The sequence below is a fragment of the Staphylococcus sp. IVB6181 genome, from assembly GCF_025561445.1.
Lineage (GTDB): Bacteria > Bacillota > Bacilli > Staphylococcales > Staphylococcaceae > Staphylococcus > Staphylococcus simulans_B.
Genome location: NZ_CP095096.1, coordinates 671,196 through 688,247 on the forward strand (window position 1 = coordinate 671,196; position 17,052 = coordinate 688,247).

The window sequence follows — 17,052 nt, forward strand, 5'->3', positions numbered from 1 at the left end:
GACATTAGGAACTTTATGAAAAAGATTAAATATTACTTGATTCTGATGGTGACTTGTCTTGTTGTATTATCTGGATGCAGTCTGCCTGGTTTAGGCGGTGGTCGTGCAGATGATGATTCAGTACAAATCACTTCTCTCGCAACAAGTGAGTCGCAAATTATGTCGCATATGGTTCGATTAATGATTGAACATGATACGAAAGGCAAAATGAAACCTACGTTGATCAACAACATGGGTTCAAGTACGATTCAGCATAATGCGCTGATGAACGGTGATGCGAATGTATCAGGTACACGTTACACTGGTACAGACTTAGTAGGGGCATTAGGCGAAGATCCGATTAAAGACCCTGAAAAAGCATTGAAAGTCACACAAGAAGGTTTCGACAAAAAATTAAATCAAAAATTCTATGATTCTTACGGTTTCGATAATACGTATGCCTTCATGGTAACGAAAGAAACTGCAGAGAAATATGATTTAGATACAGTTTCTGATTTGAAGAAACATGAAAAAGAATTGCGACTTGGTGTGGATAGTTCTTGGTTAAACCGTAAAGGTGACGGCTATCCAGGCTTTAAGCAAGAATACGGTATCGCATTCGATACTGTACGCCCGATGCAAATCGGTTTAGTATATGACGCATTGAAAAGCAAAAAATTAGATGTTGCATTAGGTTACTCAACAGACGGACGTATCGCAGCATATGACTTGAAAGTATTAAAAGACGACAGACGTTTCTTCCCGCCATATGATGCCAGTCCAGTCGCAACACATGAATTATTGAAGAAACATCCAGAAATCGACAAATCATTAGAGAAATTAGAAAACCGTATTTCAACAAAAGAAATGCAGAAATTAAACTATCAAGCAGACGGTGAAGGTAAAGAACCTGCAGTCGTAGCTGAAGAGTTTTTAGAAAAACATCATTACTTTGATGATGAGAAAGGCGGGCAAAAATAATGAAAGGTAATTTATTCCAACAGCTGATTGAATATTATTCATTGAACGCCGGCTATTTATGGGGACTCTTCTTCCAGCACTTATTAATGTCCGTGTATGGTGTAATTTTTGCGGCGATTGTCGGTATTCCGATCGGTATACTGATTTCACGTTTCGGTAAATTATCCAAAACCGTGATTACTATCGCAAACATTATTCAAACTGTACCGGTTATAGCTATGTTAGCGATTCTGATGTTAGTGATGGGCTTAGGTCCGAACACTGTCGTGTTCACAGTATTCTTATATGCGTTATTGCCGATTATCCAAAATACGTATTCAGGTATTTTAGGTGTAGACGACAATATTAAAGATGCAGGCAAGGGTATGGGCATGACAGGCAATCAAGTTTTGCGTATGATTGAATTACCATTAGCGTTATCTGTGATTATCGGCGGATTGCGTATCGCACTTGTTGTTGCGATTGGTGTTGTAGCGGTCGGTTCATTTATCGGTGCGCCGACATTAGGTGATATTATCATCCGCGGTACAAACGCTACAGACGGCACAACATTTATCTTAGCGGGTGCGATTCCGATCGCATTAATCGCAGTCTTGATTGATGTGATTTTAAGATTCTTAGAGAAACGCTTAGATCCAGTGAAGAAAAGAAAACCTAAAGGTCCGCAACCGCAAGGTGTAGACGCATAAGTTTGATAAAGAGGTGCCGCGCTTGAAATAAAAGCTGCGGTGCCTTTTATATTTCAATTTAAAGGAGGATGCCTTATGGCATGGCTGCAAGTCAATTATGATTCAAAAACATTAGGAAAAGAACAACGCTTCAACGCATTTTTACCAGAAGAACCGACACAATTTGAAACACATGCACCCGCAAAACAATTACCAGTTTTATTGCTGCTGCATGGTTTATCAAGCGACGAAACATCTTATTTAAGATTTACAAGTTTAGAACGTTATGCAAAAGAACATCAAATTGCTGTAATTATGCCGGCTGGCGATCACAGCGGTTATGCAAATATGGCATACGGCCATAGTTATTATGATTATGTATTAGAAGTCTTTGATTATGCACTTCAAATCTTGCCTTTATCAAAACGACGCGAAGATCATTTCATCGCTGGTCATTCAATGGGCGGTTTCGGTACAATCAAATATGCTTTGACGCAAACAGACCGTTTCTCAAAAGCTGCACCGTTATCTGCAGTGTTCACACCAGACTGGTTACTGAATATTGATTGGTACGACTTTTCTAAAAAAGCATTGCTCGGTGAAAGAACAGAAGCCAGAGGTACAGAGCTAGATCCTTACTATTTAGTAGACCAAGCAATAAAAGAAGGGTTAGATATTCCGAAATTATTAATCATGTGCGGAACAGAAGATGACTTATATCAAGATAACTTAGACTTTATTCATTATCTTGATGATAAACAAGTGCCTTATCAATTCGTAGATGGTGAGGGCAAACATGATTATGCTTATTGGGATAAAGCCATTAAGTATGCATTAGATTGGTTTATGGAAGATAGAAAATAAGCGAAGATATGTTAATGAGACAGGCATGCCGTTAAAAGGTGTGCCTGTTTTTTGCATAAAAGAAAAGCACTCGCAGCGTGATGCGAATGCTTTAAGATTCATCTTTCTTCCAAGCTTTTATGACTGTTGATAACATTTTATGAATGTAGTCATCTGTTAAAGCTTCAGGTTTGATTAAGATATTAAAATAAATAGGGGAGAAGATTAAATCAATAAACATATCATGGTCTTCAGCCGGGATGTGAGGCTGAATAATCTTTTTAAGCTTTTGTCGATATTGATTGAAATAATCTTCCATAAAATGATTACGTAATTCATTTTCTTCGTTCGTCAATAAAATCTGGATGACTGCTCTGCCTAAAGGCGTCTTATAGATATGTGTAATGTTTAAAAGCATTTTATATAAGTCATCGAAAAAGTCGCCGTATATCGCAACGTTCGCATGCACTTTGTTTAAAAACATATCGATAATCATCGAGTCTTTATCTTTCCAGCGCCGATAGATAGTTGCTTTAGAAATCTGTGTATTTTCCGCTAACTCATCTATCGTAATCGATGAATAGGATTCGTGTGCAAGCATACGTCCCAACTCATCAAAAATCCTTATATTTATCTTAGGATCTTTTGGTCTGCCTGCCATATTAATGACCTCGTTTCATATGTGATAATTTCTCTACTATTTCAAAGATAATAATCGCACTTAAGAACCAAACGATTATTCCCACTAGGATACTAAGTATCCAGTTATTTGTCCAGACCAGCATTAACCAAGTAGCTAAAATATTGAACAGTACACCGGTCATACCGAACACGGCACCGCTGCTGACGTGTGCAGCTACTTTATCTCCGTATTGAATACCTGATGCAACCAAAGCAATCAAGAAGACTGCAGGGAAGACCGCAAAGATACCGCCGAATTCTTTCCAAGGAATAATAACAGAGACGATATAACTTAATGAAACGGATATACCTCCAGCTAAAAATTTAATCAATAGCATTTTCATTCTTTGTTCAACCTCCGATTAAATATGTTTAAGCGCTAAAATGATACAAGATAAAACGAACCAGCATCCAATTGAAAAGGCAGCGCCTTTCAAATAGCCGATGCGTTTTACAGCGACAGCTGTCAAAGCAACACTGATAATACAGCCGACAATACCGATGACTGCACCTGCACTAAGGTGTATTGATTCATAGACTAAATCTTTGCCGTGGAAATCGACTGATAAAGTAACCAGCGCTGCTAAGTAAACTGCTGGGAATGTAGAGAAGATACCTCCTAGTTTGCCTCCGAGTTTAGAAGCAATGACGGTAGCAGAAGCAACAGCTAAGCCGCCGAAGATGAAACGTATCATTAAACTGACTAAAGAAATGCCGAACATAATTTTGACTCATCCCAATCTGATTTTATTCTGAAACGAAACGTTTCGTTTAGTAATAGTGTAATACGATGATCAGTGATTGTAAACAGGAAAAACTAATACAAATTGAATATTTCGGTAAAATTTTAAATTAAAACGCTTACATAAATATTGGCTATTATTAAGTAAAAACATCAGTGAATTTATGAATACTTTGAAAGTAAGAGACAGTCATTTTAAACAAAAGAAAAACAGGAAGCTGTCCATGTCATCCATGAAAACTTCCTGTTTTGTCCTGAGAGCACTTGATGTCTCAGAACTTTGAATCATAGTAGTAGGAATAAAGGTCGTTACACTAGGATTCCGGCTAAGAAAGGTACGACTGCGACTACAATCACACCTACCAACACAACCGCGATGCTCGCCATTGATGTTTCGGTTTCTCCTAGTTCTTGTGCTGCAGAAACACCGAGTGTGTGTCCGCTTGTGCCTAATGCTAATCCTCTGGCAATCGGATTATCGATATGGAAGAAGCGCAGCAGTTTATTGCCCAGTGCATAAATAATAACTGCGTTGAGTATTACAGCGAGTGAAGTCAATTCTTTCACGCCGCCGATACCGTCTGAAACTGGTAAGGCAATTGCAGTTGTTGCGGCTTGCGGCAACATAGATGCGACGATATCTCCGCCGAACATGAAGAGTTTAGCAACCGCATAGATACCAAATAATGCGACAACTGTACCTAATGCAATACCGCCGAAAATTTTAGCCCAGAATTTCTTAAGGACATCACGTTTTTTATATAACGGAATCGCGAAACAAATTGTTGCAGGTTCTAAGAAGAAGTTGATGATGTCGCCGCCGATTTTATAACTTTCATAACTGATGCCTGTGGCTTTTAAGAAGACAATCCCGAACACCATACTGACAAACAGCGGTGCGAGTAAGAAAAAGCCGTTGGTTTTTTTAAAGAAATATGTTGCGACTAAGAATGGGATCACAGATAACAAGATACCGAAATAGGGTGTATTAATACCTAAATGTTCCATCATGCATGTTCCTCCGCTACTTTATTGTGACGTTTAACTGAATGTTTTTCAGATTTGCGCGCAAACGGTGCGCCTTTAACTAATATTTGAGATACAAAACCTGTACATAACAGTAGTAGAATGGTTGAAATAATAATCAATAAGATGATTAGAATCGGGCTTTGGCTTAAAATACCCAATGAGTTGATTACTGAGATACCTGCGGGTACGAATAAGAAACTGATATTGTTTGTAAGTGCAGTACCGACACTTTCAACTTCACCAAGTTTGATGATGCCTGTTGATAATGCGATAAACATCAGTACTAAGCCGATCACTGATGCCGGCATTGGAATCGGAATAAAGCTCTCAATGATTTTTGAGATTAATAAAATTACACTGATGACGAGGACTTGATGTAAAAAGGAATATGTCTTTTGCGCTTTGCTTGTTTGTTTTGCGCCAGTTTTTGATTTTTCCATAGCATTTCTGCCTCCGTTCATTTCTATATCTTATCTTTAGTTTAGGACACAAACATTAGTTTGTGTGCCTTTTCACAATGAGATGCAAGAAACGAAATGCGAGATGCATTAATCTCGAGTTGAGATTCAATCGTTTTGGATGGTCTGCACACATCAAAGTGTGAAATGCAGAAAATAAAAGGGGAATAACAAAAAATCTGTTCACTTGCACAAAGGCGTGAAGTGAACAGATAGTCGCAGATCTATCAGTCTAACCCGATTGCTTGTTTGAAAGACTTCATATAAGAACGGCTGACTTGTACTTTCAGCTGATGGGTTAAAGTTACTTGATACGTATAGTTAAACCAATGTTCAATGGTTTGAATATGAGCTTTGTTAATAATGGTAGCGCGGTGGATTCTGATAAATTGATGCGAATCCAAGCGCTTTGCAAAATTATTCATCGGTTCGCTGGTTACAAAGTCTTGTTCAGTAGTGTGCAAGGTCGTCTTGCCTGCCTCAACACTTAATGCAATGATATCCTTTTGATTCAATACATAAATACGCTCATCCACTTCAATCGGCAAGACACTTGGTGCTTTGTTTGTCTGTATTTCTGGGGGATTGTCTTGCTGCTGCAGTGTCTCTGTTTGTTCTGTTGATTTGGGTTGGATTTGTGATGCGACACGTGCTACTGCCGCATCGATTCTTGCTTGTTCGAATGGTTTGAGAATATAGTCAGTCGCATTGAGTTCAAAGGCTCTGACCGCAAAGTTGTCATGCGCTGTCGCAAAGATGATGTGCGGCGGCTGCTGCATCTTTTTGATTTTTTCAGCTAAATCCAGTCCGCTTTCATTCATCAGATTAATATCTAAGAAGATGACATCATAAGTATCATAAAGCATTTTTTCCAGTGTTTCTGATATAGTTTCTGCTTCTTCTATTTTTTCAAACTGCCCATTTTGTGTGAGCAGATAGTTGAGTTCATTACGCGCTAAAGGTTCGTCATCGACGATGAGTGTTTTCATTGCAGCGCACCTCCTTGGTCATGATCAAAATGATAAGGAATATAACAGCTGACGGTTGTTCCTTGATCGCTGGATTGAATCTTTAATAAAGATGCTGGGCCGTAGAGACCGGATAAACGCAAGTTTAAGTTTTCTAACGCACTGCCTGTGCCTCCGGATTCAGAGTGTACGATGCCTTTGCCGATATAAGGCAGTTTATCTTCAGGAATACCTGAACCATTGTCTTTGACTTCTACATAAAGCTGCTGAGCAACAGGCTGTACGGTGACTTGTACTACGTTATCTGCACGCCGGTTTTTGAATGCATGGCGAATCGCATTTTCAACCAATACTTGAATGATGAAAGGCGGTAATAAAGCATTATGTGCAGATGGATTGATGTCGAAATCGATAGTGAAGCGGTCAGGGAAGCGTGCTTGTTCTAAGGAGAGATAGGCTTCGACTTGTTGGAGTTCTTTATCCAGAGTAATGGTATTATTGCGTGCGCCTTGCAGATTAGAACGGAAGAATTGGCTGAGCTGCAATAATAATTTACGTGCCTTTTCACTATCGATACGTACTAAAGCAGAAATAGTGTTGATCGCATTAAAGAAGAAATGCGGATTGACTTGTGCTTGCAGCGATTTGATTTCTGCGTCTTTCAACAGCTTGCTTTGTGTTTCAGCTTGCCCTAATTCCAGCTGGCTTGAAAAGATATTCGCAAGTCCGGTCGCAAGCTGCTTTTCCACAAAGGTCAGTCTGTGTGCATCGGTAAAATAGAGTTTCAAAGTACCGACAACTTTATCTTGAATATGCAGCGGAATAACAATTGCTGCTTCTAACGGACAATTCGGATGGTGACAGCCGATTTCTGCTTTGGAATGGGCTTCTTTAATTTGGCCGCTTTGAATAACTGCTTTAGATAAATCCGTCAGAATTTCTTTTTGCGGGACGTGATGATCGCTAGCGGCACCGACATGTGCTAAAATATCTTGCCGATTGGTAATCGCTACAGCAGACACTTGCATCAAGTCTTTAATGATTTGTGCGGCTTTGAAGGCTGAAGACTCAGTCAGACCCTCCCTGAAATAAGGTAAAGTCTCATTGGCAATTTGTAAAACCTCATGCGTTTGTACCCCGCGCATTTGTTCTTCTTGTTTGATAGTCGTAATGATAATCGATAAGAAGATGGCAGTTCCGATACTGTTGATTAAAATCATCGGAATCGCAATAAAGCTGACGAGCGACCAAGCATGTGCTGTTTGTTCTGAGAAGATTAAGATACATGCCATTTGGATGACTTCTAAAGTCGCACCGATTGCTATACCTATTAAGATAGGAGGATAGCGGCGTACTTTTAAATAATAGCGGCCGACGTAGCCTGAAACCAATGCGATTAATAAGGAAGAAATAAAATAAGTAAATGCATTGGCACCGCCGATATAAAAACGGTAAATACCTGAAATAGTACCTACAATCAGTGCGACAAAAGGTCCGCCGACCAATCCGGAAACACCGATGGTCAAAACACGCGTGTTGGCAAGGGAAGTATCAGGGGCTAAATGTGTGTACAGCTGTCCGGATAATATTTGAGAGTCTCTGATAACGACACCGGTCACATTGGATAACAGCGCAAAGATGACGAACATCAGTGTTAATTGCCACTTGGCACGCCAAGTTTCCCGCTGATGCATCAGTTGTTTGAAGTAATTGAAGTTCATCAAGATATATGCAAGGACAATAATCAATCCGACGCGTTCCAGCAGAAGCATAAATAAGTTTAACAATAGAATCACCTGTATTGATTGAATTTTGTGATAACAACTAAAAAAATAATAATCATTTATACTATATATGTAAATTAACACATATAAATATCTTAAGCGATATGTAATTATAGAATTTGAGTTGAATTTGGTGTAAGATATTTCATATATTGAAAATGATAGATTTGGTTTATATTGCTATTGTAGCATAAGCCAAGTCTCTATTTTTTTCATTTTTTTGCAGGGGTATAGGAGGAATTTAATATGACAGCAACAAGAGCTTTCAAGGGCGACAACAGATTGTTGTTAGGTATTATTCTTGGTGTTATCACATTCTGGCTGTTTGCGCAGTCCGTATTGAACATTGTGCCGACACTTCAAGAATCCTTTAATACGAATGCAGGAATCATTAATACTGCGGTCAGCTTGACTGCATTATTCTCCGGTTTATTTGTTGTGGGTGCCGGAAGTATTGCAGATAAAGTAGGGCGTGTAAAGATGACATATATCGGATTAACACTCAGTGTTGTGGGTTCACTGTTAATCATTGTATCCGATTTTTCAGCTTTACTGATTGTCGGCCGTGTTATTCAAGGTTTTTCTGCAGCATGTATTATGCCTGCTACTTTAGCCATTGTTAATGAATATTATCAAGGCAAAGACAGACAAAGAGCATTAAGTTACTGGTCAATCGGATCATGGGGTGGTTCAGGTATCTGTTCTTACTTTGGCGGATTGATGTCAACATTCGTAGGTTGGCGCTGGATTTTCATTATTTCAATTATTGCCGCATTGCTGGCGATGATTTTAATACGCCACACACCTGAAACAAAAGCTTCAGCGGATAGTGATGTGCAAAAACATAAACTAGACGTTGTAGGTTTAATTGTATTAGCGATTATGATGTTAAGTTTAAACGTGATTATTACACAAACATCTAACTTCGGGTTCTTATCACCGATTATTTTAAGCTTAGCAGTTGTGTTTATTATTGCAGTGATATTCTTTGTAATTTATGAACAAAAACTACATAACCCATTAATCGACTTTAGATTATTTAAACACAAAGCTTATTCTGGTGCGGTGATTTCAAACTTCGCACTTAATGCGGTGGCAGGAACATTGATTGTCGCAAATACGTATTTCCAACAAGGCTTAGGCTTTACTTCTAACCAATCAGGAATGATGAGTATTACGTACTTAGTTACTGTATTGCTGATGATTCGTGTTGGGGAGAAAATCATGCAGAAACTCGGTGCGAAACGACCGATGATGTTTGGGGCCTTATTAAACGCATTAGGTATGCTGCTGATCGCTTTAACATTCTTGCCGACGGGCATCTATGTTGTATCAAGTGTTATCGGCTATCTATTATTCGGTCTTGGTTTAGGTATGTATGCGACACCATCTACAGACACAGCAGTGTCTACAGCACCTGACAATAAAGTAGGTACAGCATCAGGTATATACAAAATGGCATCATCATTAGGTAATGCCTTTGGTATTGCCATCTCAGGTACGATTTACACAGTAGTTTCTCATAGTGTGAACTTGCAAGTAGGTGCTATGGCAGGTATCGGGTTTAATATCTTGCTCGGCATTATCGCTTGTATCACAGTGTGGATTTTAGTTCCGAAATCAACGGGAGACACTTACTAACAAGAAGATTAAACGTTCCACGCAAAAAGCAGTAACGAAAATCAAAAAAGCGCAGTACCGGTAGATAGGTTTATGAGGGAAACTTATCCATTCGGTACTGCGTTTTTATTTTGCTTTAGGTTTGAAATACAACAATTGAATCAGGCAGATTAAGCCTGTGATTAAAGCAAGATTTCCAAACAGCATGACCGCAATTAATACAGCAGGGAAGCTGTCGAGTGCTTCTTGCCATTGGGTGTGCGGTGCTATCATTGATGGTAACTGCCATATTTCATAGACCACAGCAGCTGCAATAAGCAGAATTATTAGCAGCATACATTTTTTCGACCATGGACACAATGGTCTTTTAATAAGCTGGTGATGCATACGTTGAATCAAGATAACGCTGGATACTGAAAATAATACCAATATTAATAATAATCCAGCACTCAGCCATTCGGCATGATGATACAAAGTATGGTTGAAAGCAGAGATATTTTTATAATGTTCAATCTGATACATTAAGTTTTCTGCTAACTCAGGCAGATGCGGTGCATTCAAATTCGCCAACAGAATCACCGCATTCTTATCTTTGGTATCCAGTATAATCATGGATGAATAGTTAGGCAGTGTACCGGGATGCAGTACTTGATGCTGTGTATTATCTATAAACCAGCCTGCACCATAACCTTGTTTTGGTGATTGATCAGGTACGTCGGTAAATGCTTTATGTGATTGTGCAATAATATCAGCATTTGCTTTTGAAGGCTGCAGATTCATTTGGACAAACGGTAATAAATCACTCGTACTGCTGATTAGATACGCAGCTGGTGTATCGCCTTTAAAGTAGGGCGGATTATCTGCTTTGTTTTGGTGGTCTTCATAAACATAGCCTTGTGCAACAGTCCCTTTATCTTTATCTGTTTTGAAGAAAGAATGCTGCATTTGAAGCGGTGTTAAAAAGTGCTGATGCATGTAGTCTTCGTAAGATTGACCGGTTGCTTTTTCTATAACTAAGCCTAAAATATTATAATTGTTGTTTGCGTAGTTGAACGTTTCACCCGGTGCACTTTGCAATTCAGCATGATTCAAACTTTTGACGCGCCCAGTTAAATTATCTCGCGACTTTGGTACTTCGCCTTCTTGGTCATCTGACAGCTGATCATCAATCCCGCTTGTTTGTGCCAGCAGCATTTTTAAAGTAACAGCTTTCTTTTGTCCTTGATATGTAAAGTGCAGCCAAGGGATATAGTCACTCACAGGCGCATCCAATTTGAGTTTGCCTTGCTTTGCCAATTCTAAAACAGCTAAGCCGGTAAAGGCTTTTGTATTTGAAGCAATTTCATAACGTGTATCGGCATCTGCTTTGATTTTCTTAGAAATATCTGCCTCGCCGTAACCTTTGTTTAAAATAACGTGCTGATGATGTACCAATGCGGCACTCATGCCTGGGATATGATCAGCTTTCATCACTTTTTTCAATCCGCTGATCGACAGATTGATGCAGCGAATGATGCAGTGCTTGCTTGGTTGAATCGTGTGTGTAATGCAGCACAACACGATAGCTGGCAAATAAGAAAATCAAGGTCAGACCAATAAGCAGCAGAGAATAAAAGGATGCAGGTTTAATTTTCACATGACAGGACTCCAGTCGATTTTTTTTATTATTATAGCAAGTCTTTTCTGCTTTATTATGGAATAAATTTCACATCAGGTGTTGCGAAATATGATAATTCTATGATTTTTGAGTGTTGAGACTATACTTTTCATAAAAAGAGGAGTATATTCTGTTCATTCGAGTAATAAATTTTAGTGAGTTTAGAGGTCTTGGCACATGAGAATCAAACAATTAAAACAATTGTTAATCGGAGAACCTAAACGCAACAGAGAGCTGTCCAGCGAAAAGATCAGCAAGGTGAAAGCATTAGCGATTTTATCTTCTGATGCTTTATCATCTGTTGCTTATGGTCCGGAACAAATCTTATTGACATTGACTGCATTGAGTTTAGCCGCGTCATGGTACACATTGCCGATTACGCTAGGTATACTCGTCTTGTTGATAGCTTTGGTCTTGTCATACAGACAAATCATTTATGCATACCCGCGCGGGAGGCGGGGCTTATACTGTAACGAAACATAACTTGGGTGAAAAGCTGTCTTTATTAGCAGGCGGTGCATTGCTTGTAGATTACACTTTGACTGTAGCGGTAAGTATTTCTTCAGGTGCAGATGCTTTTATCGCAGCGTTTCCTGTTTTATATCATCATAAAGTACTCATTGCTTGTCTGCTTGTAGCAGTAATTTTAATTTTGAATTTGCGAGGACTTACAGATTCAGCGGCAGTATTGGCTTACCCGGTCTATTTATTTATCTTCGGTATGATAATAGTCATCGGTATCGGTACTTTTAAAGTAGCAACCGGTCAAGCAGCACCGCATATCCATGCACAAGCTGGCACTATGGTTTCTGGTGTCACAGTCTTTTTATTGCTACGTGCATTTTCATCAGGTGCTTCATCATTAACAGGTATCGAAGCGATTTCTAATGCGGTGATGAGTTTCAAATAACCCGCACCGAAAAATGCGGTAAAAACATTGATTGCGATGGGCACTATTCTAGCCTTGATGTTAGTCGGTATTGTCGGCTTATCTTATTGGTACGGTATTGTACCGAAAGTGCAAACCACTGTATTATCGCAACTTGCTATGCATGTACTTGGACAAAATGCGGCCTTTTACTTTATCCAAGCAACGACTGTGTTGATTTTAATTTTAGCGGCCAACACCGGTTTTACCGCATTTCCAATGCTTGCGGCGAATATGGCGCAAGATAAATACATGCCGCATATGTTCACTGTACGCGGTGACCGTCTAGGTTATTCTAATTCGATGATTATTTTAGGCAGTATTGCGATTATTTTAATCATCGTCTTTAAAGGACAGACTGAAAGTTTGATCCCGTTATATGCTACGGGGGTATTTATTCCGTTTACCCTTGCACAATACGGTATGGTAGTTAAATGGGTGAGAACAGGTCCAAAAGGCTGGTTGTTTAAATTATCCGCAAATGCCATCGGAGGAATAATTACGTTATTAGTCTTTATGATTTTCTTAATCACGAAATTTGCGCAAGTATGGCCGATATTGATCTTCTTGCCTTTAGTAGTAGTCGGATTACTGCGCATTCGTACGCACTATCGCGATATTGCTGATCAATTAAGTACGGTGCACTTCTTTAATGAATTAGAACAAGTGGATAAAAACTTAGCTTTGATTCCAGTCAGTTCTGTATCTTCAATCGTAGATAAATCGATTGCTTATGCACAAATGACATCTGATCATATTATTGCGGTGCATGTATCATTTAACAAAGAACAAGATAAAGCGATGCAGGCCAAATGGGAACAACGTTATCCGGATATTCGTTTAGTCATGCTGCATTCAGAGTATCGCAGTGTGGTTAAACCGTTAGCGCGCTTTATTGATAAAATCCGCAGTAAAGCAGAAAATGACCATTTTGTCATCACTGTTATCGTGCCGCAATTTATTACTAACAAAACATGGCAGAATTTGCTTCATAACCAAACCGGTGTATTATTGCGCTGGACGTTGTTCTATCAAAAGAACTGTATCCTAGCAATGATTCCGTTGAAATTAACTAAATAGATATAACAAAAAACCAGAGACGCTTTTGTCTCTGGCTTTTTCATGCACTTATTCATCCGCGCTCGATTGTTTTTCGCCGCGTATTTTAGCCACATTGGCATGTGCATTATTTTTATATTTTTGATAGAAAATAATCACGATAATAAACCAAATCGGTGAGACGAACAACGCGTTTCTTGTCTCTTCTGTAAATAATAATAAGATATATGCGAAGATAAAGAATGCGAGTACGACTATACCTGCATAAGGTCCGCCTGGCAATTTAAAGTCATTATTTTTATGTTCTTTCTTATTCTTAAAGGCATAAATAATATAAGAAATAATAATCAGCGTCCAAACGAATAAATACAGCACGGTTGATAGTGTTGTGACATAGATGAACAGCTGTACTGCGTTCGGGAAAATATAGTTTAATAAAGCCGCAAACAATAATAAGAATGATGATATCAGCATTGAGATATGCGGCACACCATGACTATTGACTTTACCTAAGGCTTTCGGTCCTAATCCTTGTTCCGCTAAACCGAATAGAATACGGCTGTTGGAATAAATACCGCTGTTTGTTGCGGAAGCCGCTGCAGTGATAACCACAAAGTTGACCAAGCTTGCCGCAAACGGAATCCCGATTAATCCGAATACTTTTACGAAAGGACTTGAATTTTCGCTTAATGTATTCCAAGGTACTACAGACGTAATGATAATCAATGAACCGACATAGAATAATAAAATACGTACAGGTACATTATTAATCGCTTTCGGAATAGTTTTTTCACGGTCTTTTGTTTCACCGGCAGTAACACCGATCAGCTCAATACCGATAAATGAATAAATCGCCATTTGGAAAGCCATTAAGAATCCGAATGCACCATGAGGGAAGAGTCCGCCATGTGAGACAAGGTTAGAGAATCCTGCGTGTCCATGTTCTGTTTTCGCTGACATAAAGATTAAGACAAGTCCTACCACAATCAATGCGATAATTGTGATGATTTTAATCAGCGCAAATCAGAATTCCAGCTCTCCGAATAATTTCGCGCCTAACATATTAAATGAAATCAATACCAATACTACAAAGAGTACAGATATCCAGTTCGGCAGCTGCGGCAGCCAAAAAGCTATGTATTGGCCAATTGCGGTCAAGTCAGACATGCTTGAAGCTATCCAGCAGAACCAGTAAGTCCAGCCGATCACAAAGCCGCCGAACGGACCCAGGTATTCATTGGCAATATCTACAAATGAGTTGAATCGTGTATTGCTGAGTAAAAGTTCTCCAAGTCCGCGCATAAACGCAAATAAAAACATACCAATGATGATATAAGCGATAAAGATACTCGGACCTGTTAATTTAATTGTTTGGCCAGATCCTAAAAAGAGACCTGTACCAATTGCCCCGCCAATAGCTATTAATTGTATATGTCTATTGCTGAGGTCTTTTTGTAATTTCTGTCCCAAAGTTTTGACACCCTTTCAGATTTATATGTGACAAAGGGGTTGACGTTAAATGATGTTACTTATGATAAAGAAAATTTTAGGACATTGCAATTGTTAATGTATAACTATAAGAAACTTTAATAAAGAATATAATTTAAATGAATCAAACAATTTTGTTAATGCTCATATAAATAGGGTAATAGGTAATTTGAGTGATTATTACATTATACAAATTAAATGTAGTATTAAAATTTACCGTGATAAATACATAATCTGCCGGCTGAATCATAACTTTGACGCATTTTATCTTTAGGTATTTTGATGATTTGATGTTTGGATGGAATCAGTGCCGGTACATAGAGTTTGCGTCCGAATTGTGCCCATAATGGATCAATATAATAATAATGTGCAGAATCATAACCGATGAGCAGTGTAATATGAATGTTCGATACCCATTCTTTACGTCCGCCGTCTACTTTAAAAGTGCGGCGCTGAGGTTTTTGTCCAAGTACAGTGTGATAAATCAGCACAGGCTGGCCTTGATCGATAATCGCTTCAAGTTCTGTCAGTGATTTGCCTGTACCGTCTTGAATCCGTGTATCGTACAATTTTAAATAAGGGACAAACGCATTTGGGAAAATGGTTTGATGCGCAACTGGTTTAATCATCAAGAAATGACCGACATAGCCTTTATTCGGATTGCTTGGATGCGTCGGCCAGCGTTTCATTAAAGAAATAGGATGGACAAAGATATGGTTATAATCTAAAAGCATAGAAGCGGCTGTGCCTTCGCATCCCATGACCATCGGGATAGGGGATAATTGACTCTTTGGTTTGACGTTTAATAATTTTTTCTGCATTATGATTACTCCAAACATTATGACTTATTACTATTATTATAGAAGTTGCAAAGGTTCAGGTATATTACTTTGACTTAATGCACATAAAAAAGAGCGAGACAAAAATTCTCGCTCTCATCATGCTTATGATTTGATTAACTGGCGTAACCAGATATTTAAAATAATGACTAAAATACTTGTGATGATGATAATCAAAATAAACGGTCCGACACTTTGTCCGCCTTGGATACCGACAAGCGGCGCAACAATTCCGCCTAAGATAAATTGGAATAAACCAAGCAGACTGGATGCATTTCCGCTGCCGCCTGAGCGTTCTTCAATTGCTAATGAGAAGCCGAGCGGTCCGATACCTGTAACCGGCCATACCATAATAAAGAAAGATGCGATTAATACAGGCAGCGGCAAGTGGAAACCTGTCGCAAAAACAACTAAGATCACACCGAAGATTTGAATACCTGTTAAAATATGCAGCAATTTTTCACGTTCGATAAATTTGACTAAGAAAGCAGTCACCTGACTCATTACAATCAATCCGATACCGATAAAGGCATACATCCAGCCGAAAGCTTGCGGCGACATGTTATAGATTTTTTGTGTGATGAAGGGTGATGCAGCTGCGAAACTAAACAGCATAACATATGTGAAACCTTGCATTAACATAGGAATCACAAATTTCGGTTTGCTTAATAAATGTCCGAAGTCTTTGAATATTTCTGAGAAATTCAAGCGCGCATGAGCAACTGAATGGGTTTCTTCCATTTTAACCAGTGCGACTGCGAATATTACCAAGGAAATAATCGTTAATGCCATGAAAATCATTTTCCAAGAAGTAAAAGCTAGTGTATAACCGCCGATAAGCGGCGCAATAATCGTAATAATACCGTTAACAACTAATAAAGTGGCTAGAATCTGCGTTAAACTGGCACCTTCGTAACGGTCGCTGACAGTAGCTCTGGCGATTACAATCGCACCGCCGCCCAGCAGACCTTGGAAAAAACGCAGTACTAAAAATACATTGATGGATGATACAAAGACACAAGCCACAGAAACAACTGCGATACCGATCAGTATCGAAAGCACAGTCTTTTTGCGTCCGTATACATCTGATAATGGCCCAAAGACAAATTGTCCAAGCGCCATACCAAGCATGACAAATGACAATGTAAGCTGCGAAGTTGATGTGGATACATCAAAATCATCTCTCACTTGCGGCAAAGCAGGGTTGTACATATCTACTAACATTGGACCGAATGCGGTCATAGCCCCTAAGACAATAATCATAATCAAGGGCAGTCGTGATTGTTCAGTTTTAATCATATTTCTTCTCCTATTCTTCAATCTCATTT

General features: G+C 38.9%; 15 protein-coding genes and 2 pseudogenes. 5 read left to right on the top strand and 12 right to left on the bottom strand.

Annotated features, from left to right (window positions below; all coding sequences use genetic code 11):
• Window positions 1–15: 15 nt before the first annotated feature.
• The 3 genes from MUA90_RS02870 to MUA90_RS02880 all read left to right on the top strand — a co-directional run bounded on the left by MUA90_RS02870 (window position 16) and on the right by MUA90_RS02880 (window position 2,492).
• Window positions 16–960, top strand: coding sequence for an osmoprotectant ABC transporter substrate-binding protein (locus MUA90_RS02870; RefSeq protein WP_262588231.1), 945 nt, complete (start codon window positions 16–18; stop codon window positions 958–960).
• The gene (locus tag MUA90_RS02875) at window positions 960–1,649 is read left to right on the top strand and encodes an ABC transporter permease (protein ID WP_114602709.1); all 690 of its coding nucleotides are present in this window, start codon (window positions 960–962) and stop codon (window positions 1,647–1,649) included. The genes MUA90_RS02870 and MUA90_RS02875 overlap by 1 nt, the downstream gene beginning before the upstream one ends.
• A 75-nt stretch (window positions 1,650–1,724) precedes the next feature.
• Window positions 1,725–2,492, top strand: a complete 768-nt coding sequence (locus MUA90_RS02880) for an alpha/beta hydrolase (RefSeq protein ID WP_262588232.1) — start codon at window positions 1,725–1,727, stop codon at window positions 2,490–2,492.
• A gap of 91 nt (window positions 2,493–2,583) precedes the next feature.
• On the opposite strand, the gene MUA90_RS02885 is transcribed toward MUA90_RS02880, so the two are convergent.
• The 7 genes from MUA90_RS02885 to MUA90_RS02915 form a co-directional block, all read right to left on the bottom strand.
• The gene (locus MUA90_RS02885; RefSeq protein WP_114602711.1) at window positions 2,584–3,132 is read right to left on the bottom strand and encodes a TetR/AcrR family transcriptional regulator; all 549 of its coding nucleotides are present in this window, start codon (window positions 3,130–3,132) and stop codon (window positions 2,584–2,586) included.
• Between the two features lies 1 nt (window position 3,133).
• Window positions 3,134–3,496 carry a DUF3147 family protein gene (locus MUA90_RS02890; protein ID WP_114602712.1) on the bottom strand — a complete coding sequence of 121 codons (363 nt, stop codon included), beginning with the start codon at window positions 3,494–3,496 and terminating at the stop codon, window positions 3,134–3,136.
• An 18-nt stretch (window positions 3,497–3,514) separates the two neighbouring features.
• Window positions 3,515–3,874 (bottom strand): DUF3147 family protein, encoded by a 360-nt coding sequence (locus MUA90_RS02895; protein ID WP_114602713.1) that lies wholly within the window; start codon window positions 3,872–3,874, stop codon window positions 3,515–3,517.
• Between the two features lie 329 nt (window positions 3,875–4,203).
• On the bottom strand, window positions 4,204–4,905 hold the full coding sequence (lrgB, locus tag MUA90_RS02900) for an antiholin-like protein LrgB (RefSeq protein ID WP_105993132.1): 702 nt from the start codon (window positions 4,903–4,905) through the stop codon (window positions 4,204–4,206).
• A complete protein-coding gene (lrgA, locus tag MUA90_RS02905; RefSeq protein WP_114602715.1) occupies window positions 4,902–5,363 on the bottom strand; it encodes an antiholin-like murein hydrolase modulator LrgA in 462 nt (153 codons plus the stop codon). The genes lrgB and lrgA overlap by 4 nt, the downstream gene beginning before the upstream one ends.
• Before the next feature lie 245 nt (window positions 5,364–5,608).
• Window positions 5,609–6,370: a response regulator transcription factor LytR gene (locus tag MUA90_RS02910; RefSeq protein ID WP_262588237.1), complete on the bottom strand. Its 762-nt coding sequence runs from the start codon at window positions 6,368–6,370 to the stop codon at window positions 5,609–5,611.
• Window positions 6,367–8,136, bottom strand: a complete 1,770-nt coding sequence (locus MUA90_RS02915; RefSeq protein ID WP_262588239.1) for a sensor histidine kinase — start codon at window positions 8,134–8,136, stop codon at window positions 6,367–6,369. The genes MUA90_RS02910 and MUA90_RS02915 overlap by 4 nt, the downstream gene beginning before the upstream one ends.
• Window positions 8,137–8,379: 243 nt before the next feature.
• On the opposite strand from MUA90_RS02915, the gene MUA90_RS02920 reads away from it, so the two are divergent.
• Window positions 8,380–9,774, top strand: coding sequence for an MFS transporter (locus tag MUA90_RS02920; RefSeq protein WP_114602718.1), 1,395 nt, complete (start codon window positions 8,380–8,382; stop codon window positions 9,772–9,774).
• A 105-nt stretch (window positions 9,775–9,879) separates the two neighbouring features.
• On the opposite strand, the gene MUA90_RS02925 is transcribed toward MUA90_RS02920, so the two are convergent.
• Window positions 9,880–11,223, bottom strand: a complete 1,344-nt coding sequence (locus MUA90_RS02925; RefSeq protein WP_262588796.1) for a serine hydrolase domain-containing protein — start codon at window positions 11,221–11,223, stop codon at window positions 9,880–9,882.
• Window positions 11,213–11,389: a hypothetical protein gene (locus MUA90_RS02930; RefSeq protein ID WP_262588242.1), complete on the bottom strand. Its 177-nt coding sequence runs from the start codon at window positions 11,387–11,389 to the stop codon at window positions 11,213–11,215. Before MUA90_RS02930 ends, MUA90_RS02925 begins: the two co-directional genes overlap by 11 nt.
• Window positions 11,390–11,587: 198 nt before the next feature.
• Between MUA90_RS02930 and MUA90_RS02935 the strand changes: the two are divergent.
• Window positions 11,588–13,418, top strand: a pseudogene (locus MUA90_RS02935) (APC family permease).
• Between the two features lie 48 nt (window positions 13,419–13,466).
• On the opposite strand, the pseudogene MUA90_RS02940 reads toward MUA90_RS02935, so the two are convergent.
• The 3 genes and pseudogenes from MUA90_RS02940 to MUA90_RS02950 form a co-directional block, all read right to left on the bottom strand.
• Window positions 13,467–14,867 (bottom strand): annotated as a pseudogene (locus MUA90_RS02940) (amino acid permease).
• Between the two features lie 224 nt (window positions 14,868–15,091).
• Window positions 15,092–15,706: a C39 family peptidase gene (locus MUA90_RS02945; RefSeq protein ID WP_262588244.1), complete on the bottom strand. Its 615-nt coding sequence runs from the start codon at window positions 15,704–15,706 to the stop codon at window positions 15,092–15,094.
• Window positions 15,707–15,829: 123 nt separating this feature from the next.
• Entirely contained in the window at window positions 15,830–17,023 is a 1,194-nt protein-coding gene (locus MUA90_RS02950; RefSeq protein WP_262588246.1) for a putative multidrug effflux MFS transporter TcaB, read from the bottom strand.
• Window positions 17,024–17,052: the final 29 nt, after the last annotated feature.